Here is a 19526-nt window from a genome sequence, read left to right on the forward strand (position 1 = left end):
GGCGGGCGGGTGCCCCGCCGGCGCGCCGCTGGCTCCCGGCCGGCCGGTTACCCGTTCCGCCCGCCGGCGTCGGCGGGCTCGGGCTCGGGCTCGGGCCGGGCACCGCCGTGGCCGCCGCGCTGCGCACGGCCCCAGGTGACCAGGGGTTCCAGCGCATCCAGCAGGCCGCGCCCGCGCTGCGACGGCCGGTAGAGGATCTGCACCGGGGTGGTGGGCACGACCTCGCGTTCCAGCAGGCCCAGCGACTCGAGTTCCTTCAGCCGCTGGGACAGCATCCGGTCGGAGATCGCGCCGATGGACCTGCGGTACTCGCTGAAGCGCTGCGCCCCGCGCGCGCCGGCGAGCAGGATCACGCCCATCCAGCGCCGCCCGATGAGCTCCAGCACCTCCTGGAAGACCTCGGAGTCGGGTTCGGGGGATACCTGGGAAGGCGGCGCATCGGTCGGTACTGCGACACTGCTTCCGCTGGCTGTTGAGATAGTCACGTACTCAAAATAAGTAGCTAACATGAGCGTTGGCAAGGGCGTTGTGCGAGCCGCTGCGCGCGATCGGGGGCGGCGTCCATGCGGAGCGCCGCCGCCGGAAACGCCCGCAACCGCGGCATTTGCGCCGCAACGCCGTCCACGCCAAACTGCGTTGCGCATAGCTAGCGGTGGTGTGACACCAACGGGGGTACGACACGATGGACAGCGTTTCCGAGCCCGGCCAGGCGCCCGCCGGCATCGACACGAGCGTCGCCCACTCCGCTCGCGTGTGGAACTACTGGCTGGGCGGAAAGGACAACTACGCCGCCGACCGCGAGGTCGGCGATTACGTGCTCGCGGCCTACCCCGAAATCGTCAGCGCCGCCCGCGCCGACCGCGGGTTCCTGATCCGGGCGGTCACCCATCTCGCCCGCAACGAGGGCATGCGCCAGTTCCTCGACATCGGCACCGGCCTGCCCACGCACCACAACACCCACGAGGTCGCCCAGGCCGCCGCGCCGGAATCGCGGATCGTCTACGTCGACAACGACCCGCTGGTGCTCGCCCACGCCCGCGCGCTGCTGGTCGGCTCGCCCGAAGGGGCCACCGACTACATCGACGCCGACCTGCGCGACCCCGAAACCGTCCTGGAGCGGGCCGCCGGGCTGCTCGACTTCTCCCGTCCCATCGCGCTGACCGTGCTGGGCACCATGGGTCATATCGCCGATACCGGCGAGGCGTACTCCCTGGTATCCCGCTACCTGGCGGCGCTGCCCTCCGGCAGTTTCCTGGCGCTGTGCGACGGCAGCCGCACCAGCCCCGAGATGATCGAGGCCGCCGACCGCTGGAACGAAACCGCTGGCCTCCCGTACCACCTGCGCACCCCCGAGCAGATCAGCGGCTTCTTCACCGGCATGGACCTGCTCGACCCCGGCGTGGTCTCGGCGACCCGCTGGCGCCCCGAGGAGTCCGAGGTCGGCATCGCTCGCGACGCCGACCAGTACTGCGGCGTCGCCCGCAAGCCCTGACCCGGCCGGCAGAGCCGGGTAAGCGGCTTGGTTTCCCGTTGCTGATCATGCTGAAATGCCGGGATCCGGCGCCGGATCCCGGCATTTCAGCATGATCACCGGTGCGCAGGGGCCCGCCGCCGGGTAGCGGGATCAGTACTCCGCGGTCAAGGACTGCAGGCCGCCGAGCGCGTCGCGGATGAGGTCTGCGAGGTCGGGTTCATCCGCATCGCTGATCCAGTGCGTGAACGCGACTTTGAACACGGCCACCCCCGCCTCGGCCGCCAGGCGCGCGATTCGCTCTTCGGTGCCGCGTTGGCGCAGCCGTTCGGTGAGCGCAGCGGAAAGCGCGGCGAGCTTGGCCAGCTCGCGTTCCTGGAGTTCGGCGTTGCCGGCGATGACGGCCTGGCGCCGGCGGGCGATTTCGCGGCGGCCGTGCATCAGGTCCGCGGACGCCTCCAAGGCTGCGGCCACCGCCTTCATGGGAGGCGCGGCGGGCGGCACGCCGTCCAGGGCGGTGACGAGGGTTTCCTGCAGCGGGTTGGAGTGCGGGAACAGCATCTCGCGCTTGTCCGCGAAGTGCCGGAAGAACGTCCGCTCGGTGAGGCCGGCCCGCTGGGCGATTTCCTTCACGGTGGTTTCGTCGAACCCGCGCTCGGCGTACAGCTCCAGCGCCGCTTCCTCCAGCCGCCCGCGCGCATTCGGTTCCCATCTCGCCATGCCGCCATTCTAGTTGATGACAGTGGCTGTCATCGTCTGCTAGTTTGATGTCAGTCACTGTCATAGGTGATGCCCGTGCAGGACGCACGGACAGTGCGTGTATCCAGGAGGTTTTCCCATGCGTGTATTCGTTACCGGCGCGTCGGGCTGGCTCGGCTCCGCCGTCGTCCCCGAACTCCGCGAAGCGGGCCATCAGGTCGCCGGGCTCGCCCGCTCGGACGCGTCCACCGCAGCACTGGAGTCGGCCGGGGCCGAGGTGGTCCGCGGCACCCTCGACGATCTCGACACCCTGCGCAGCGCAGCCGCCGCAGCCGACGGCGTGATCCACCTCGCGTTCAAACACGACCTGATGCTCACCGGCGACATGAAGACCGCTGTCAACGACGACCGCGCCGCCATCAAGGCCATCGGCGAGACGCTCGCCGGCTCGGACCGGCCCTTTGTCGTCACCGGCGGCACTCCCGCGGAACACGGGAGGGCGGCGACCGAACGAGACGGGCACCCGGTCGACCCGGCGCAGGGCGACCCGAAGGAACGCAGCACCGCCGTCGAATGGGCGCTCGGCCTCGCAGACCGCGGTGTGCGCTCCTCCGCCATGCGCATCCCGCGCAGCGCCCATGGCGAAGGAGACCCCGGCTTCATCGCGATGCTGGTGGGTATCGCCCGCGGCAAGGGAGCCGCCGGCTATGTGGGCGATGGCAGCAGCCGCTGGCCCGCGGTGCACCGCCTCGACGCCGCGCGTCTGTACCGGCTCGCGCTGGAGTCGGCGCCCGCCGGCACGACGCTGCACGCCGTCGGAGACGAGGGGGTGGCCCTGCGCGACATCGCCGAGGTCATCGGCCGCCACCTGGACCTGCCGGTGGCCCCGGTGCCGACCGAGGATGCGACGGAGCACTTCGGCTGGCTGGGCGGCCTGGTCGGGACGGACCAACCGGCCTCCGCCGAGTTGACCCGCGAGTTGATGGGGTGGCGGCCCGCGCACCCCGGACTCATCGAGGACCTCGACAAGGGCCACTACTTCGGTACCGGCGCCGCCTGATCGGACCCGCCGGCGCACCGGCCCGCGCCGGATGGTCGGGCGGTCCGCCGCCGAGCGGACCGCGCAGGTTCGTTCGGCGGCAGGCCGGTGTGCGGTGCCGCGTCCGCAGCGCGGCCCGTGCCGCCGTGCCGGAAACCGGGCCAAGGGCGGGGCGGGTGCGGGGCGGGCGCAGGTCCGAGCAGATCGGTACGGCCGGCTTGATAGGCAAGTCGTTGCTTGCATAAGGTGGTGGCCGTGGCGGAAGATGTCTTCAAGGCATTGGCCGACCCCACTCGCCGGCGCATCCTCGATGAGCTGGTGGAACGGGACGGCCAGACCCTGTTCGAGATTTGTGCGCGGCTGGTGGGCAAGCACGGCGTGGGACTGTCCCGCCAAGCCATCAGCCAGCACCTTGCCGTGCTGGAATCCGCGGGGCTGGTCGTTTCGCGGCGCCAGGGCCGCTACAAATTCCATGACCTGAACGCCGAACCTCTTGAGCACATCGTGACCCGGTGGCTCAGGCCCGACACGCCGGAGAGCACCCAATGAGGATCTACGTGACCAGCGTCTTCGTTGACGACCAGGAAACGGCGCTGCGCTTCTACACCGACATGCTGGGCTTTGTGAAGAAGTACGACATGCCGCTGGGCGGCGACGCCCGGTGGCTGACCCTGGTCTCGCCGGAGGACCCCGAGGGGACCGAACTGCTGCTGGAGCCCTCCGGCCATCCCGCGGTGCAGCCGTACAAGGAAGGCCTGGTCGCCGACGGCATCCCGGCGACCTCCTTTGCCGTGGACGACGCCCAAGCGGAGTTCGAGCGGCTGAGCGCGCTCGGGGTGCACTTCACACAGGAGCCGCTGGAGATGGGCCCGGTCACCACCGCGGTGCTGGACGACACCTGCGGCAACCTGATCCAGATCGTGCAGGGCGCGTAACGCCTCTGGCTCCCGGAGCGGCAACGGGGGCCGGCACCGGGGCGAGGCCCACTGCGCCGACCGGTTCCGGATGTGCCGCCCCGGGAGATCGGCAATGCGGCCGGGAGCGCGGCCGCCGATCCCGGTACGGGGCGGTGGCTAGGCCTTGGCGTTCTCCTGTTCTTCGTCCTCTTCCTCCTCGAAGTCCTCGTCGTCCCAGTCTTCGTCTTCCCAGTCCACGTCGATGTCCTCCATCGTGAATGGGCGGATCATCGGAACCGCTGCGGTGGTCTGCTCGTGCTTGAGGGTCCAGGTGTTGCCGAAGAAGTCGAACCGCAGGTGGTAGCAGTCGTCGGACTCGGTGAAGAGGATCGGCGGCACGAGGAAGTGCGCCGCGTCGACGGTGAGCGCGGTGGTGATGAAGTCCTCGGCCGGGGTGACGGGGGGACCGCCCTGGCAGGAGGCGAAGTTCACCGGCGCGGGCGACTCCTTGCCGAGCACGTGGATGCGGTCGCCCTCGACCACGAACCTGTCCGGGTCGAGCAGCACGTCCTCGCCCATCAGCACGATCGGCGCGGGCAGGACCTCGGCCTCTGCCGCGTCCTGCGCGTCCGCGAAGTGCTCGATGACATCGCCGCTGCGGGAGGTGTCGAACCGGTGGTTGATATCGCCGCAGAGGCCGCACGCGCAGTCGGGCATGCCCTTGTTGTTCGGCTTCTCCGGTTCGGGGAACAGCATGGACTTGTCGAACGGCGCCACCGCCGCCCCGCCGCCCTTGTCCTGGAGGAAGGCCGGGATCCACGCCGTGTCATCGGCCTCGACCACCTCGGTCTCGCACAGGGATCGGAAGGAGTCCGCGCCGATCTTGCAGTTGAAGTAGTCCAGCAGGGTGAGCGCGGCGCATGCGGCCGGGGTGAGGCCGTCGCGTTTGGCGAACCAGAAGTCGTAGCCGTTGGCGACGAAATGCGTGCCGCGGAAGTTCTTGTGCACAAAGGGCTCGCGGCCGGTGCCGGGGGCCAGGCCGTCCCAGTGCGCCGCGGCGACCCGGTCGTAGTAGGTGTCGGCGCGGCGGGCGAGTTCGGGCGCGAAAACGCTCTCGCCGGTCAGGTAGCAGGCCTTGTTGAACAGCGCGCCGATCCCGGGATCGTGGTCCAGGTCGGGTTCGGTGAAGACGAGTTCGGTGCGCAGGAACACCTTGCGGCCATCGAGGTAGGGCGCGCCCTCGTGCTGGTAGCGCTGGTCGAAGACCACGCAGGTGAACGGGTCGATCCCGGTCAGCGCGCCGCCGCCGGCGAGGTCGAGGACGGGCTCGCCCGTGCCGCCGGTGAGGTAGATCAGGACGGTGTAGCGGGAGATGTGGTTGCGGGAGGCGTCGTAGTAGGGGGTGTCGCGGTGGAAGTGGAAGTTGGCGTCGCCCGGTTCGAAGCGGTTGCAGCGGAACACCGGGTTGACGTGGGAGAAACCGTCGAGCAGCGGTTCGGGCATGCCCTTGGTGACCGCTCGGGTGAGCGCGTCGGCCAGTAGCGCCGAGTGGAAGATGAAGCGGTCGCCGCCGCGGGAGGCGGCGTTGAGCGGGGTGGTGTAGAGGTCGAGCGCGTCGAGGTCTTCCAGGCGCCGGCGGTCGGTGCCGGGAAGCCGCAAGGCGAAGGTGTAGGCGCCCGGGGCGAACTCGGCGCATTCGGCGAGTTCGAGGTCGAACCCGGCCCCCGACCCGGGCCCGGATTCGCCGGTTTCGGGAGGGGGCCGGTTGAACAGCCGGTCCAGCGGCAGGATGTTCTCGAAGTTGCGGAACGACAGCTCATGCGGGTCGGCGAACACCGCGGCGAGGTAGGGAGCGTCCTGGCTGGGCCGGGCGAACAGGTCGCGCACATCGGCGCCGAGGTCCTCGGCGTCGATGAAGCGCACCGATTTGAACCGCGCGGTCGGATGCCAGTGCAGCGCCAGTCCGTCCATTGCCGCGGCGGGTTCGGCCTCGGTCGCCTCGACCTCGGCCAGGTATTCGGCGACCTTCTCGGCGGGCGCCTGGCCGGTGGAGAGGGCGAAGAACCGGTCGCGGAGTTGTGTGCTCATGCGTTTCTCCAGTAGCTGCGCAGGGCGGGGGGAAGTTGCGGGGATTGGGCGAGGAGTTGTGCGCCGGCGTCGGTGGTATCGGAGCGGTGCAGCAGGAGCCGCTGGAGCGAGCCGATGAACGGCGCGGCCAGCAGGGCGCGGACGCCTTCTTCGCCGATGGTGTTGTAGCGCAAGTCCAGCTCGGTCAGCTTCGTGAACCCGTGCAGCGCGCTCGCGGCCTTCGCGGTGAGCTTGTTGTGCTGCAGGTGCAGGCGGCGGACCCCGCAAAAGCCCGGTGAGGCCGCGAGCGCAGCCACACCGTCGTTGCCGATGCGGCTGTAGCGCAGGTCGAGCGTGTCGAGGCGCCCGGTCGCGGCGGCCTGCCCGGCACCGGAGGTTCCGATGTGGAAGAAGGCGGAGGCGGCCAGCGCCTTGGCACCTAGCGCGCCGATACCCAGATAGGAGAGGCCGAGTTCGGTGAGCCGGCTGAAGTCCAGGGTCGCGAGGGCACCCGGGTCGATGTACTCGGAGTGTTTCGGGGCGTCGGTTTCCTGCGGAGGGTCGGCCCCGTCCTCGATCTCGGACCACTCGTCCCAGGCCTGCTCATGTGCAACCTGGAACTCGAAGTCCTCGTCTTCCTCCGTCGGAGAGATCCGCAGCGCGGTCACGAAGGGTTCCCGCAGGACCTGCTCGATCACCACGGGCGCGTCGGCGGACCACTCGACGGCGACCTTCGTGGCAAAGCCGTGGTGCCGGGCGAGAACCGTCGCTCCCTCGGGCAGGCCGGTGTCCCAGGACCCCTGGTGTGCGGCCGCCAGGTTGTCGATCTCCTTGTGCACGCTGCCGCGGTCGGCGGGCCGCGTCCGGTCGCGGCGCTGTTCGAGGCGGATCAGCGTGCCGCGGGTGTCGCCGCGGGCCTCCAGGAGGTCGGCGTAGTCCAGCCACAATTCGCGGTCGCCGGGGCGGTCGCGCAATGCTTGTTCGATATCGGTGGTTTTCATCGCGGGAGGATAGCATTTCCGGCGGACAGGAAACCGCCGCTGCCGGTCCGGTCGAATTCCGGCCGGCGCGGTCTGCGACACTCCCGTTTCCGGTCCTTCGGCGCCGGGCGGCGAATGGCATCGCCGGACGCCGCCGCGCGGGTAGCGCCGCGTGCTTTCCCGGCATGCTCCTAGCGTGGTGGACAACGGGCCGGACCTCCTGTCGATACGCCCTGTCGGGACGTGATTTCCGCAAGCCGGATTCGCGTTCTGCAGCATGGCACGGCCCTACGACAGCCACGGATATGCGAATGATCGATTCGATGATTTGCATCGGTGCGGAACGGCACGCGGGCGCACTGCGGATTATGCGAAAAACCCGGGGTTTCCTTTCGGTCGGGCCCGCGCAGCGATTTCCGCGGTGCGGCTCCGGAACGGCCCATACGTTGCCGAGCGGGGACTGAGCCGGCCGCCGCTCCGGCGCCGGCGTCCTCGGTGTCTTCGGCGCCGGACCCTAGTCCGCTGTTTGCCGCGGCTCCGGTGCCTGGGCCTCGGCCGCCGGTCCGCCGGGCTCGGGAGGGGGTTCGGCGGTGGCAGGGGAGTCCGGATCGGCGGAGTTGCGCTCGGCCTCGTCGGCGCTGCGGGCCAGGGCGCGCAGCGCCGGGGCGGTCACCGCCACGCCGAGCACGATCGCCGCGGCGGCGGCCACCGACGGCAGCCGCAGGTCGACCCGGCCCAGGAACCCGCCCGCCACCGCGCCCAGCGGCGAGACACCGCTGGCCACCGTCTGGATGCAGGACAGCGCGCGGCCCAGCATCGGGCCGGGGACCACGAGCTGCCAGACTCCGGAGGCGACGATGTTGGCGACGGCCGCGGTGAACGCGACCGCGCACCAGGCCACAGCGGCGGTCGCTGCGTTCGGGGCCAGTGCGAAGGCGGCCGAGAGCGCTCCCATCAGGCCGTAGGCGAGCACCGCTGTGCCGAACCGGCCCAGCAGCCGCACGATCCGGCTCACTGTCGCGGCACCGAGCAGTCCGCCCGCGGCGGCCGACGACATGAACACGCCGTAGAGGGCCTCGGGCACCCCGAAGTGGTCCCGCACGAGCAGCACCAGTACGCCCGCCTGGGCCATCAGCGCGATGTTGACCAGCGCCGTGAACAGCACGACCGCGCGGAAGCGGCGCCGGCCGAACACCTCGCGGGCACCGGCGCCGATGTCGGCGAAGACCGACCGGAGCGCGCCTCCGCGGCCCTTGCCGGCGCCCGTGTCCGTGTCAATGCCCTGGTCCGTGCCCGGGTCCGGGCCGGCCGCGGGCCCGGACGCTGCGTTGGGCGGGCGGCGCACTGCCAGCGGCAGCCCCAGCAGCACCAGCGCCCCCAGCACGTAGGCGCCCGCGTTGGCGGCCAGCGGCAGCGCCGCGGTGACCGCGAACAGGAACCCGGCGAGCGGCGCGCCGGCGAACCCCTCGCTGACGGTCCTGCCGCCCTCCAGGCGGCCGTTGGCCCGGTCCAGGGTCCCCGGGGGAACGACGTCGGGCAGTGCCGCCCGCCCCGCCAGGTCGTAGAACACCTCGCAGAGCATCGCCGTGAACATCACGGCGTAGAGCCACCACACCGTTGCCTGACCGGTCGCGACCAATACCGCCAGCAGGGCGAGCGCACCGCCGCGCACCAGGTTGGCCGCGGCCATGATGCGCACCCGGTCCAGCCGGTCGACGAGTACGCCCGCGAACAGGCCCACCAGCAGCCACGGCAGGAATCTCGCGACCATCAGCCCCGAGACCAGCAGCGGGTCGTTGCTGAGCATGGCCGCCACCATCGGCAGCGCCGTGAGCATGACTCCGTCGGCGAGATTGCTGGAGAGCGCGCCGGCCCAGAAACGGGGGAAGTCCCGGCCGAGTTTGATCGCGTATCCCTTCGATTCGGTTGTGAGCGGCGCGCCGCTCACGGGGCATCGGGCAGCACTTGGCCGATGGCAGCCGATTATCGGGCGTTTACTGCCCCAGCGGCGCGGCCGGGAAACAGCAGCAGGTCATGCGTTCGGTATCCGGGCAATGACACAGGGGTGCGGCGCTCGTGCCCGGTCCGTGCGCGGCGGACGACACACGGTTGTCCCCGGGATGCACGGGAAATTCCCGGGCCGGGGTGTCGATCCGGGGCCGCCCTGTTCGACGTATTGAGTGAGAGGCGGGGGCGAGACCCCGCTGCCGAACGGAAGGAAGAAGTCCGCCATGCCGCGCTTTCTGTCCATCAGCTACCACGACGAACAGCACCGTCCCACCGAGCCGCCCGCCCCGGAGCTGCAGCAGCGTATGGGCGAGCTCTACGAGGAGATCACCAGGGCCGGCGTGGTCCTGGACATGGCCGAGCTTGCCCCGACCTCCGAGGCCACCAGGGCGACCTGGTCCGACGGCGGGGTCCGCTACACCGACGGGCCCTTCACCGAGACCAAGGAGGTCGTCGGCGGATACACCGTCATCCAGGCCAAGGACAAGGCCGAAGCCCTGGAGTGGACCAGGCGGTTCCTGGAGGTCCAGGGGCGCTACGAGCCCGGCACGTGGGTCGAGGTCCGCGAGATCGCCGAGGGGTGAGGGCCGGCGGGTCCGGCGAAACCGGCAGGACCGGCCAGCAGGGACGGCCGGGTCGGACCGGTCCTGCGCCGGCTCCCGCACCGGTCCGGCACTTGTCCTGCACACGGACCGCTGCTGAGATGAAGGTGTGAACGAGGAGGGTGCGCCGGCAGCGGTCGAAGCCGTCGAAGCGGTCGAGACGGTCTTCCGGATCGAGTCGGCGCGGATCATCGCCGGCGTCGCGCGCATCGTGCGCGACGTCGGCATCGCCGAGGAGATCGCCCAGGACGCGCTGGTAGCCGCATTGGAGCAGTGGCCGCAGGCCGGCATCCCGGACCGGCCCGGTGCCTGGCTGATGACCGCCGCAAAGCGCCGCGCCGCCGACCTGGTCCGCAGGCGCGCGGCCTACGCCCGCAAGCTGGCCGAGGTCGGGCGCTCCCTGGCGGACCAGCCGCCCGCCGAGGCGGCCGCGCTCGACGACATCGAAGGCGTCGACGGTTTCGGCGACGACCTCCTCCGGCTGATGTTCACGGCCTGCCACCCGGTGCTGCCCGCCGAGTCGCGGGTCGCGCTGACCCTGCGGCTGCTCGGCGGGCTGACCACATCGGAGATCGCCCGCGCGTTCCTGGTGGCCGAGCCGACACTTGCCCAGCGCATCGTGCGGGCCAAGCGCACCCTTGCCGCGGCCGGAGTCGGCTTCGAGGTTCCCCGCGGCCCGGACCGCACCGACCGGCTCGCATCGGTGCTGGAGGTGGTCTACCTCGTCTTCAACGAGGGGTACTCGGCGACCGCGGGCGAGGACCTGGTGCGCCCCGCGTTGTGCGAGGAGGCGCTGCGCCTGGTCCGCATGCTGGCCGGGCTGCTGCCCCAGGAGCCGGAGGTGCACGGCCTGGCGTCGCTGCTCGAGTTCCAGGCCTCGCGCATCGGCGCCCGCACCGGCCCCGGCGGTGAACCCGTGCTGCTGGCCGACCAGAACCGCGCCAACTGGGATCCGCTGCTGATCCGGCGCGGCTTTGCGTCGCTGCGGCGGGCGGGTGCGGGGCCCTACGCGCTGCAGGCCGCGATCGCCGGCTGCCACGCCCGGGCCGTGCGCTACGAGGACACCGACTGGCGGCTGGTCGCCGATCTCTACGGCAGGCTCCTGGAGGTGCTGCCTTCCCCGGTGGTGGCGCTGAACCGGGCGGTCGCCGTTTCCAAGGCCCGCGGACCGGCAGCGGGCCTGGAGCTGGTCGAGGAGCTGGCCGGGGTTTCCGCGCTGCGCGGCTACCACCTGCTGCCCAGCGTGCGCGCCGACCTGTTGGAGGAGTTGGGCCGCACCGGCGAGGCGCGCGCCGAGTTCGAGCGGGCGGCGGCGCTGGCGGGCAATGCCCGCGAGCGGGCCCTGCTGCTGGACCGCGCCGCCGGGGTCGGTGCCCCCGCTGCGCGGGACGGTGCGCTGTGCACGGCCGATGGCGGAAACGGCGCCGCAGCGGGCGATCCGCGACAAACCTCTTCCGTGAAACAGCCCTAGGTACTCGACTGCGCCCGTAAAGTGAAATACGAGGTTGCGGTTGGGCGCCGGGCGCCCGTCCGCAACCTCGCGACCCCCCACCCGCCCTCGTTTAGGACAGAGAGCAGCTTTCGATGAGCGATGAACCGGGTGCTCCCCCGCAGGACCTGGACCTGTCGAAGCCGACCGTTGCACGCGCCTATGACGCCCTGCTGGGCGGCAAGGACAACTTCGCCCTCGACCGGGAGCTCGCCGCAGCCGTGGAGGAGCTCAACCCCGGCACGACCGTCCTCGCCCACGAGAACCGGGGCTTCCTCGCCCGGGCCGTCCGCCATGTCGCCACCGACCTCGGCATCGACCAGTTCCTCGATCTCGGGTCGGGGCTGCCGACCGTCGAGAACACCCACCAGGTCGCCCAGGGCGCCGCTCCGCAGGCCAATGTCGTCTATGTCGACATCGACCCGATGGTGCTGGCCCACGCCCGCGCGCTGCTGGTCGAGAACGACACCACCGCGGTGATCACCGCCGACCTGCGCGAGGTCGCGAAGGTGCTGGACGCCCCGGACACCCGCCGCCTCATCGACACCGACCGCCCGGTCTGCCTGATGCTGGTGTCGCTGCTGCACTGCATCCCTGACTCCGACGACCCCTTCGGTCTGGTGCAGCGCTACCTCGACCCCTTCCCGCCCGGCTCGGCGGTGGTGTACTCCCACCTGTGCTCGGACGATCCCCAGCACGCGCAGGACTTCACCCAGCGCGTCCTGTCCTCGGGCACGCCGTGGGGAAGGGTGCGGTCCTCGCAGGAGTGCGAGGCCGCCGTCGCGGGTATGGATCTGCTCTCGCCGTCGGTGGACGGCCAGGAGCCCGCCCGCCTGGTCGACTGCGACACCTGGCGCAAGCCCGGTACCGACCCGGTCACCATTCCGGACAAGCGGCTCTGGGAGCACGCCGGCGTCGCCGTCAAGCGCTGATGCCGCCGAGCCGCCCGGCGCCGCCCGGCCGGTAGGACCCGGTGCACCCGCACGGCCCGCCGCCTTTGCCCGATGGGACGTGAGGCGGCGGGCCGTCGTTGTCCGGCGGGGCCGCTACCAGGGCCGTCCGTGGCCGCCGCCGTGCCCGCCGTGCCCGTGGCCGGGGCGCCACGGCCACCGCTGTTCGTCGCGCAGCGCATCATGCAGCTCGAAGAACGCGGGCTTGCGCGTGTAGTCGCCGGTCATCACGGTGGCGGAGCCTTCGCCCTCGAAGAACACCGGTACCCAGGAGTACTTGTCGGTGAATCCCCAAATGGTGAAGGACTCGCAGCTCTGCACGTCCAGGCAGGCCGCCAGCGCCTGGCGGTAGTAGTCGGCCTGCGTGTCGAGCTGTTCGCCGGTGGGCTCGCCGCTCTCGGGAACCTGCATGCGCACGTCCACCTCGGTGATGGCCGTGCCCAGGCCCAGCTCGCCGAAGCGGCGCAGGTTCTCCTCCAGGCCTGCGGGGAAGTCGTACTCCAGGCTGAGGTGGCCCTGGGTGGAGAACCCGTGCACCGGCACCCCCTCGGCCAGCAGGTCCTGGACGAGCCGGTAGTAGGCGTCGCTCTTGGCGTTGACACCTTCGACGCCGAAGTCGTTGAAGTAGAGTTCCGCCTTCGGGTCGGCCTGGTGCGCCCAGCGGAACGCGTCGGCGATGATGCCCGGGCCCAGCTCCCGCAGCCAGATGTTCTCCTCGGTGCGCAGGTTGCCCTGGTCGTCGAAGATCTCGTTGGCAACGTCCCACTGCTGGATGCGGCCCTCGTAGCGGCCGACGACCGTGGTGATGTGGTCGCGCAGGATGGCGCGCAGCTCGTCATCGGAGAAGTCGCCCTCCTCCAACCAGGCCGGGTTCTGACTGTGCCAGAACAGGGTGTGGCCGCGCACGACCTGGCCGTTGCGTTCGGCGGAGTCGACGATGCGGTCGGCCGTTTCGAAGTTGTACCGGTCCTGCTCAGGGTGGATGTACTCCCACTTCATCTGGTTCTCGGGAGAGACCGAGTTGAACTGGCGGGCCAGGACCTTGCGGTACTTCCGGTCGGAGGTGAAGGGGTCGGGGTAGTCCTGCTCGGCGTGGTGGCCGCCGCCCGCGACGGCGGTGCCGATGCGGAAGCCCTCGGGGGCGGCCCAGCGCAACCGCTCGGACTTGCCGGGGGAGTGGTGGGGCGGCCGGTGGTGCCCGCCGCCGGAGTAGTCGGCGGCGGCCGGAGCTGCGGCGAGCGGCGCGGTGAGCGCGGCCGCGGCCAGGGCGGTGGTGGCGAGGCGGATGGGTTTCATCGGGGGGACTCCCATTCGGTCTGCCGCTGATAATTTCCGGAAAATTCCGTATTACGGCGTCGAAGGACATTAAGCGGTTCCGGGCGGGGGCGTCAATACCCGCCCGCGTGCCCGCCGGGCGGCTCCGCGCACGTCCCCATGCACGTCCGGGCACGTCCGGCCCCCGTTCGCGCCCGCGCGTCCGCCCGCGCGGCCCCGGCACCGCCTCCGGCGGTCCGCACCGCGCGCCGCGTCCGTACTCTGGGTAGGTACAAAGGAGGAGCAGTGGCCGATACCCCGACCCCAGCCGTCACCATCTCCGCCATCGCCGCCGAGGCGGGCGTGTCGGCACCGACCGTCTCCCGCGTGCTCAACGGCCGCGGCGACGTCGCCCCCGCCACCCGCGAGCGCATCGAGGCCCTGCTGCGCAGCCGCGGCTACCGCCGCCGCGGCAGTAGGTCCGCCGAGCCGGTGGGGCTGCTGGACCTGGTCTTCAACGACCTCGACAGCCCGTGGGCCGTCGAGATCATCCGCGGTGTCGAAGACGCCGCGAACGCTGCGGGCAGCGGAATCGTGGTCTCGGCGATCCACCGGCAGGCCGGATCCACCCGGCAATGGCTGCGCAACCTGCGCTCGCGCGCCAGCGACGGCGCCATCCTGGTCACCACGGACCTGGACTCCTCGCTGCGTGCGGAACTGGACGAGCTGCACATGCCCGCTGTGGTCATCGACCCGGCGGGCGTGCCCGACCTGGCCGTACCCACCATCGGATCGACCAACTGGGCCGGGGGGATCAGCGCCACCGAGCACCTGATCGGCCTGGGACACCGGCGCATCGCCTTTGTCGCCGGCCGGCCCGAGCTGTGGTGCAGCCGCGCGCGCCTGGACGGCTACCGCGCCGGACTGGAAACCGCCGGGCTCGCCGTCGACTCCCGGCTCGTCATGCCCGGCCGGTTCGACTACGAGTCCGGGTTCCGCGCCGGCGAGGAACTGTTCGGGCTGGCCGAACCGCCCACCGCGGTGTTCGCGGCCAGCGACCAGATGACCCTGGGGGTTTACGAGGCCCTGCGCCGGCGCGGCCTGCGCGTGCCCGCCGATGTCAGTGTCATCGGGTTCGACGACCTGCCCGAGGCGCGCTGGGCCTCGCCGCCGCTGACCACGGTGCGCCAGCCGCTGGCCGAAATGGGCCGGCTGGCCGTGCGCACCGTGCACCGGTTGGTGCAGGGCGAGGCGATCGAGAGCCCGCGGGTGGAACTGGCCACCGAGCTGGTGGTACGCGACAGCACCGCGGCCGCGGCCGGGTGCGGCACCGGGTGATTGGGGCGGGGGCCGACCGGGCACATTGACATAGCGTCACCGCGCTGTCTTTAGGTGGCCCTTACACTTGCCGAACATTTCCGAAAACGCTGTGCCGGCCAAGGAGGCCCGTGTGACGACCTCTCTCGGACGTTCCCGAACGCCCGGCCGCCTCCTGGCGGCGCTGCTCGCCATCGGACTCGCCCTGGCCGCCGCGGCCCCGGCCCACGCGCAGGCCCGCCACGCCGCGCCCGAACGCGACCACCGCGGCCAACCCGGCGGGGCGGGCAACGGCCCCGGCGGCAAGCCCGCCGCGGCCACCGGCGACATCGTCGACACCACCGAGCGCCGCGGCAAGGCGGTGGCCCTTACCTTCGACGACGGCCCCGACCCCCGCAACACGCCCGAGCTGCTCGACGTGCTCAGCCGGCACGGCGTGCAGGCGGTGTTCTGCCTGTGGGGCGAACACGTCCAGCAGCACCCCGACCTCGTCCGGCGCATCGCCGACGAAGGCCACCTGCTGTGCAACCACGCGATGCACCACGACGACATGGGCGACTGGCAGCCCGCCGACATCCGCGCCGACCTGCAGGAGACCAGCGAAGCCATCCGCGGCGCGCTGCCCGGCGCCCGCATCCCCTACTTCCGCGCGCCCTACGGCTCCTGGGGGCAGTCCCCCGAGGTCGCGGCCGAGCTGGGCATGCAGCCGCTCGGCTGGAGCCTGGAGGTCGAGGACTGGGTCCCGCCCGGCACCGACGAGCTGGAGCGCCGCCTGTACGAGGGCATCACGCCGCGGAGCGTGGTGCTGCTGCACGACGGCGTCGGCGACCGCAGCCAGACCATCGGGGCCGTCGACCGCATCATCCCGCGCATGCAGGATGAGGGCTGGCACTTCGGCCGCCCCGCGCGGCGGTGACGAGCGCCGGGCCGGCGCCCGGGCACCGCCCCGGCGCAGGGCGGTCGGCCGCTGCCCTGGCCGGTGCGCTGCTGCTCATCTGCGTCGCCACCGCGGCCGCCACCGCCGGCCCCCGCCCCCGCCACAGCCCCCGCAACTGGGTCGGCACCTGGGCGGCCGCGCCCACCGCCGCCCCCGATACCGCCACCCCCGTTCTGCGGGACGCGACCGTGCGCCAGGTCGTGCACACCAGTGCGGGCGGCGACCGGGTGCGGCTGCGGCTGACCAACGAATTCGGCGAGACCCCGCTGCACATCGGCGAGGTCCGCGTCGCGCTGCATGCCGCCCCGGCTGATGCCGCAGGTTCCGCGGGCCCTGAGGCGGCGGCCGGACCGGCGGGCACCGGCATCGACCCCCACACCGACCGCCCGGTCACCTTCGGCGGCCGCACCCCGGTGCGGATCCCGGCAGGCGCACCGGTCCTCAGCGACCCGGTACGGCTGGACCTGCCGCCCCGCGCCGACCTCGTCGTCAGCCTCTACCTGCCCGAACGCGCCCCGGTGACCACCCTGCACGGCTCCGCCCGCCAAGAGAACGGCATCGCCGCGGGAAACGCCACCGGCGACACCTCGATCACCGCGACCGAGACCATCACCGAGTGGTACTTCCTCTCCGGGGTCAGCGTCCGCGCCCGCAGCAGGAACACCGGCGCCGTGGTCGCGCTGGGCGACTCGATCACCGACGGCTCCGACTCCACCACCAACGCCAACCGCCGCTGGCCCGACCTGCTCGCCCAGCGGCTGGGCCATACCGGGGTGCTGAACGCGGGCATCGGCGGCAACCGGCTGCTGCACGACCCCAACCCGCCCGCAGGCAGCGAAGCCGAAGACCGCGCTGCGCTGTTCGGCCCCAGCGCACTGCGCCGGTTCGACCGCGACGTGCTCGCCCAGCCCGGCGCCGAACACGTGATCGTGCTGCTGGGGGTCAACGACCTCGGCCAGCCCGGCAGAGCCGCCCCGGAATCCGAGACCGTCACCGCCGAGCAGCTGATCAACGCGCACCGCCAACTCATCGCCCGCGCCCACGCCGGCGGTCTGCGCATCCACGGCGGCACAATCCTGCCGTTCAAGGGCGCGATCGGGGTCGACACCCCCGAGAACGAGGCCAAGCGCCAAGCGGTCAACGAGTGGATCCGCACCAGCGGCGCCTACGACGGCGTTATCGACTTCGCCGCGGCAACCCGCGACCCGCACGACCCGCAGCGCCTGCACCCGGACTACGACAGCGGCGACCACGTGCACCCCAACGACGCCGGCATGCAGGCACTGGCCGACGCGGTACCGGCCGGGCTGTTCGGCCCCCGCCCCTGATCCGGGCATCGGAAAACGGGCCGGCGGTCTGGCGCACCCCGCCGATCCCGCCGGCCCGCTCCGGCGGGCGCCCTCTGCAGTCCGCTCCTCACCCTCTTCTCACCGGCCTCTTGCCTTGGCCGCCTAAGGTCGGCCCGGTCCCGGCGGCAGCGGCAATCCGGGCCAAGGCCAGGCGGGAAGGGAGGCGGCATGCGGAACGGGAACGCGGCAGGCGCGGCATCGGGGGAGGCCGAGCGGGTACTCCTGGTCGAAGACGACCCCAACATCCGCGAACTGCTGACCGCATCCCTGGAACTGAGCGGCTACTCCGCCCGCGGCAGCGCCGACGCCGGCGCCGCCCTGGGCGAACTGACCGGATTCACCCCCGACATCGCCGTGGTCGACGTCATGCTGCCCGGCCGCAGCGGCCTCGACCTCGTCCGCGACCTGCGCGGCGTCCTGCCCGACCTGCCGGTGCTGCTGCTGACCGCCCGCGGTGGTGTGGAGGACCGGCTGGCCGGGCTGCGGGCCGGCGCGGACGACTACGTCACCAAGCCCTTCAGCCTGGACGAGGTGCTGCTGCGGCTCAAAGCCATCCTCAAACGCACCGGCACCCAGCCCGCGAGCGAGGAGGAACCGGAACTGCGCTACGCCGACCTCGAACTCAGCGAGGACGCCCACGAAGCGCGCCGCGCCGGAACACCGATCCGCCTGTCGCGCACCGAACTTGCCCTGCTGCGCTACCTGATGGTCAACGCCGGGCGGATCCTCAGCAAGTCCCAGATCCTGGACCGGGTCTGGGGCGGCGACGCCGGCGACACCCGGGTGGTCGAAACCTACATCAGCTACCTGCGCCGCAAGATCGACGCCGACCGGGTGCCGCTCATCCATACCGTCTGGGGCGTGGGCTACACCCTCCGGCTCAGCGCCCAGGAACGCCGATGACACCGCCGGTCCGGCGGCTGCCGCCCCGGGCACTGGGCGCGCGGCTGAGCCTGGTGGTGCTCTGCCTGACCACGCTGTGCCTGGTCGCGTTCGGCGGCGCAGGAGCCGTGCTGCTGCACCGCTCCCAGCTGCAGGAGGTCGACACCCGCCTGCACGGCATCCTGGCGGGTCCGCACGGCGGCCCGCCGCCATCCGGGTCCGCGGACGGCGGCCCCGACGACAGCGAACCCGGCGGCGGATCGGATCCCGACCCCGGCGGCGCCGGCCCGCCCCCGTTCCCCACCGACCTGCGCACCCTGACCGTCGACACGGACGGGCGCACCGTCGACGTCGTCGGCCGCACCAGCACCGACGCATCGCTGCCGGACCTGGACCCGCTCAGCCTGCAGCAGCTGCGCGACCGCGCCGGCGACCCGTTCAACGTGCCCGGCGGCTCCGGCGACAGCAGATGGCGGGTGCTGACCGAGCCGCAGGACGACGGGACTGTGCTGGTGGCAGCCCAGTCGCTGGCCGAAGCCGACGGCACCATGACCCGGCTGCTGCTCATCGAAGCCGCGGTCGGCGCCGTCCTCCTCGGGCTGCTGGGATTCGCCGCCGTGGCAACGGTCCGGCTGGGGCTGCGCCCGCTGCACGAGATCGAAGCCACCGCCCAGGCCATCGCAGGCGGCGACCTGGACCGCAGAATCCCCGACCAGGACCCCGCCACCGAAACCGGCCGCCTGGGCGCGGCCCTCAACGCCATGCTCGCCGGACTCGCCCAGGCCGTCCGCGAACGCGACCACTCGGTCGAGGTGACACGGCGCTTCGTCGCCGACGCCTCGCACGAGCTGCGCACGCCCCTGTCCTCCATCCGCGGGTTCGCCGAGCTGTACCGGCAGGGGCGCGCCCAAGGAGCCGTCGCCGAAGACGCCAAGGCCGACCGCTGGATGTCGCGCATCGAGGACGAGTCGGCGCGGATGGCCGGCCTGGTCGAGGACCTGCTGCTGCTCGCCCGCTTCGACGAGGCGCCGATGCTCGACCGCACCCGCATCGAGCTGGGCGAAGTCGCCGAGCAGGTGGCCGCGGACCTGCGGGCACGCACCCCCGCGGAGCCGATCGCCGTGGCGGCGCCCGCTCCGGTGCCCGCGGTCGGCGACGCCGACCGCATCCACCAGGTGCTGCAGAACCTGGTGGGCAACGCCGTCGACCACACCCCGCCCGGCACCCCGGTCGAGGTGGCGGTGTACACCGCAGCCGCGCCCCCGCCGCAGGGCGCGGCCACCGTCGGTGCCCTGCCGGCGGCCGCGGCCGGGGTCGCGGTCATCGCGGTGCACGATGCGGGGCCGGGGATCCCTGCCGATCAGGTGGCCCGCGTGTTCGACCGCTTCTACCGGATGGACGAGTCGCGCTCGCGCGGGGGAGCGGGGCTTGGCCTGTCGATCAGCGCCGCATTCGTCACCGCCCACGGCGGTTTCATCACGGTCGGCTCCGCACCGGGGGAGGGCACCACGTTCACCGTCGCCCTCCCTGCGGCCTGAACCCGTTCCCGCGCCCGGCTCCCTCCGTCCTTGCAGCCGGGCCCGAGCA

18 protein-coding genes are annotated in these 19526 nt (G+C 72.0%); 12 read left to right on the forward strand and 6 right to left on the reverse strand.

Features of this window, described 5'->3' with window-relative positions; translation table 11 throughout:
* Positions 1–47 precede the first annotated feature (47 nt).
* On the reverse strand, positions 48–485 hold the full coding sequence (locus ACYVD5_RS27585; RefSeq protein ID WP_461004088.1) for a winged helix-turn-helix transcriptional regulator: 438 nt from the start codon (positions 483–485) through the stop codon (positions 48–50).
* Positions 486–682: 197 nt separating this feature from the next.
* Here ACYVD5_RS27585 and ACYVD5_RS27590 point away from each other — a divergent pair, with 197 nt between their 5' ends.
* Positions 683–1492 carry an SAM-dependent methyltransferase gene (locus tag ACYVD5_RS27590; RefSeq protein WP_461004089.1) on the forward strand — a complete coding sequence of 270 codons (810 nt, stop codon included), beginning with the start codon at positions 683–685 and terminating at the stop codon, positions 1490–1492.
* A 132-nt stretch (positions 1493–1624) separates the two neighbouring features.
* On the opposite strand, the gene ACYVD5_RS27595 is transcribed toward ACYVD5_RS27590, so the two are convergent.
* Complete coding sequence (locus tag ACYVD5_RS27595) at positions 1625–2191, reverse strand: TetR family transcriptional regulator (protein ID WP_461004090.1); 567 nt, start codon at positions 2189–2191, stop codon at positions 1625–1627.
* Positions 2192–2309: 118 nt separating this feature from the next.
* On the opposite strand from ACYVD5_RS27595, the gene ACYVD5_RS27600 reads away from it, so the two are divergent.
* From ACYVD5_RS27600 to ACYVD5_RS27610, 3 genes are all read left to right on the forward strand, one after another.
* Positions 2310–3230, forward strand: coding sequence for an SDR family oxidoreductase (locus ACYVD5_RS27600; RefSeq protein WP_461004091.1), 921 nt, complete (start codon positions 2310–2312; stop codon positions 3228–3230).
* A gap of 225 nt (positions 3231–3455) precedes the next feature.
* Positions 3456–3758, forward strand: coding sequence for an ArsR/SmtB family transcription factor (locus ACYVD5_RS27605; protein ID WP_461004155.1), 303 nt, complete (start codon positions 3456–3458; stop codon positions 3756–3758).
* Positions 3755–4144 carry a VOC family protein gene (locus tag ACYVD5_RS27610; protein ID WP_461004092.1) on the forward strand — a complete coding sequence of 130 codons (390 nt, stop codon included), beginning with the start codon at positions 3755–3757 and terminating at the stop codon, positions 4142–4144. The genes ACYVD5_RS27605 and ACYVD5_RS27610 overlap by 4 nt, the downstream gene beginning before the upstream one ends.
* A gap of 138 nt (positions 4145–4282) precedes the next feature.
* Here ACYVD5_RS27610 and ACYVD5_RS27615 read toward each other — a convergent pair whose 3' ends face one another.
* From ACYVD5_RS27615 to ACYVD5_RS27625, 3 genes are all read right to left on the reverse strand, one after another.
* Positions 4283–6193, reverse strand: a complete 1911-nt coding sequence (locus ACYVD5_RS27615) for a hypothetical protein (RefSeq protein ID WP_461004093.1) — start codon at positions 6191–6193, stop codon at positions 4283–4285.
* A complete protein-coding gene (locus tag ACYVD5_RS27620) occupies positions 6190–7173 on the reverse strand; it encodes a hypothetical protein (RefSeq protein WP_461004094.1) in 984 nt (327 codons plus the stop codon). Before ACYVD5_RS27620 ends, ACYVD5_RS27615 begins: the two co-directional genes overlap by 4 nt.
* 493 nt (positions 7174–7666) lie before the next feature.
* Entirely contained in the window at positions 7667–9100 is a 1434-nt protein-coding gene (locus ACYVD5_RS27625) for an MFS transporter (RefSeq protein ID WP_461004095.1), read from the reverse strand.
* Between the two features lie 283 nt (positions 9101–9383).
* Here ACYVD5_RS27625 and ACYVD5_RS27630 point away from each other — a divergent pair, with 283 nt between their 5' ends.
* The 3 genes from ACYVD5_RS27630 (at position 9384) to ACYVD5_RS27640 (ending at position 12182) form a co-directional block, all read left to right on the forward strand.
* Positions 9384–9743 carry a YciI family protein gene (locus ACYVD5_RS27630; RefSeq protein WP_461004096.1) on the forward strand — a complete coding sequence of 120 codons (360 nt, stop codon included), beginning with the start codon at positions 9384–9386 and terminating at the stop codon, positions 9741–9743.
* Positions 9744–9870: 127 nt separating this feature from the next.
* The gene (locus tag ACYVD5_RS27635) at positions 9871–11232 is read left to right on the forward strand and encodes an RNA polymerase sigma factor (protein WP_461004097.1); all 1362 of its coding nucleotides are present in this window, start codon (positions 9871–9873) and stop codon (positions 11230–11232) included.
* Between the two features lie 113 nt (positions 11233–11345).
* Positions 11346–12182, forward strand: coding sequence for an SAM-dependent methyltransferase (locus ACYVD5_RS27640; protein WP_461004098.1), 837 nt, complete (start codon positions 11346–11348; stop codon positions 12180–12182).
* Positions 12183–12296: 114 nt separating this feature from the next.
* Here ACYVD5_RS27640 and ACYVD5_RS27645 read toward each other — a convergent pair whose 3' ends face one another.
* Positions 12297–13496 (reverse strand): endo-1,4-beta-xylanase, encoded by a 1200-nt coding sequence (locus ACYVD5_RS27645; protein ID WP_461004099.1) that lies wholly within the window; start codon positions 13494–13496, stop codon positions 12297–12299.
* Between the two features lie 264 nt (positions 13497–13760).
* Here ACYVD5_RS27645 and ACYVD5_RS27650 point away from each other — a divergent pair, with 264 nt between their 5' ends.
* The 5 genes from ACYVD5_RS27650 to ACYVD5_RS27670 all read left to right on the forward strand — a co-directional run bounded on the left by ACYVD5_RS27650 (position 13761) and on the right by ACYVD5_RS27670 (position 19477).
* On the forward strand, positions 13761–14792 hold the full coding sequence (locus ACYVD5_RS27650; protein WP_461004100.1) for a LacI family DNA-binding transcriptional regulator: 1032 nt from the start codon (positions 13761–13763) through the stop codon (positions 14790–14792).
* A 112-nt stretch (positions 14793–14904) separates the two neighbouring features.
* Complete coding sequence (locus ACYVD5_RS27655; protein WP_461004101.1) at positions 14905–15687, forward strand: polysaccharide deacetylase family protein; 783 nt, start codon at positions 14905–14907, stop codon at positions 15685–15687.
* Positions 15684–17036: an SGNH/GDSL hydrolase family protein gene (locus ACYVD5_RS27660; RefSeq protein ID WP_461004102.1), complete on the forward strand. Its 1353-nt coding sequence runs from the start codon at positions 15684–15686 to the stop codon at positions 17034–17036. The genes ACYVD5_RS27655 and ACYVD5_RS27660 overlap by 4 nt, the downstream gene beginning before the upstream one ends.
* A gap of 189 nt (positions 17037–17225) precedes the next feature.
* Positions 17226–17960 carry a response regulator transcription factor gene (locus ACYVD5_RS27665; protein WP_461004103.1) on the forward strand — a complete coding sequence of 245 codons (735 nt, stop codon included), beginning with the start codon at positions 17226–17228 and terminating at the stop codon, positions 17958–17960.
* Complete coding sequence (locus ACYVD5_RS27670) at positions 17957–19477, forward strand: sensor histidine kinase (RefSeq protein WP_461004104.1); 1521 nt, start codon at positions 17957–17959, stop codon at positions 19475–19477. The genes ACYVD5_RS27665 and ACYVD5_RS27670 overlap by 4 nt, the downstream gene beginning before the upstream one ends.
* The last annotated feature ends 49 nt before the right edge of the window (positions 19478–19526 follow it).

This window comes from Streptomonospora sediminis (genome assembly GCF_054778995.1).

Bases quoted from the DNA above. Each gene is read 5' to 3' on its own strand.
- ACYVD5_RS27600 (WP_461004091.1), top strand. From the start codon at position 2,310: ATGCGTGTATTCGTTACCGGCGCGTCGGGCTGGCTCGGCTCCGCCGTC.
- ACYVD5_RS27670 (WP_461004104.1), top strand. From the start codon at position 17,957: ATGACACCGCCGGTCCGGCGGCTGCCGCCCCGGGCACTGGGCGCGCGG.
- ACYVD5_RS27630 (WP_461004096.1), top strand. From the start codon at position 9,384: ATGCCGCGCTTTCTGTCCATCAGCTACCACGACGAACAGCACCGTCCC.
- ACYVD5_RS27620 (WP_461004094.1), bottom strand. From the start codon at position 7,173: ATGAAAACCACCGATATCGAACAAGCATTGCGCGACCGCCCCGGCGAC.
- ACYVD5_RS27590 (WP_461004089.1), top strand. From the start codon at position 683: ATGGACAGCGTTTCCGAGCCCGGCCAGGCGCCCGCCGGCATCGACACG.
- ACYVD5_RS27665 (WP_461004103.1), top strand. From the start codon at position 17,226: ATGCGGAACGGGAACGCGGCAGGCGCGGCATCGGGGGAGGCCGAGCGG.
- ACYVD5_RS27645 (WP_461004099.1), bottom strand. From the start codon at position 13,496: ATGAAACCCATCCGCCTCGCCACCACCGCCCTGGCCGCGGCCGCGCTC.
- ACYVD5_RS27610 (WP_461004092.1), top strand. From the start codon at position 3,755: ATGAGGATCTACGTGACCAGCGTCTTCGTTGACGACCAGGAAACGGCG.
- ACYVD5_RS27595 (WP_461004090.1), bottom strand. From the start codon at position 2,191: ATGGCGAGATGGGAACCGAATGCGCGCGGGCGGCTGGAGGAAGCGGCG.
- ACYVD5_RS27615 (WP_461004093.1), bottom strand. From the start codon at position 6,193: ATGAGCACACAACTCCGCGACCGGTTCTTCGCCCTCTCCACCGGCCAG.
- ACYVD5_RS27640 (WP_461004098.1), top strand. From the start codon at position 11,346: ATGAGCGATGAACCGGGTGCTCCCCCGCAGGACCTGGACCTGTCGAAG.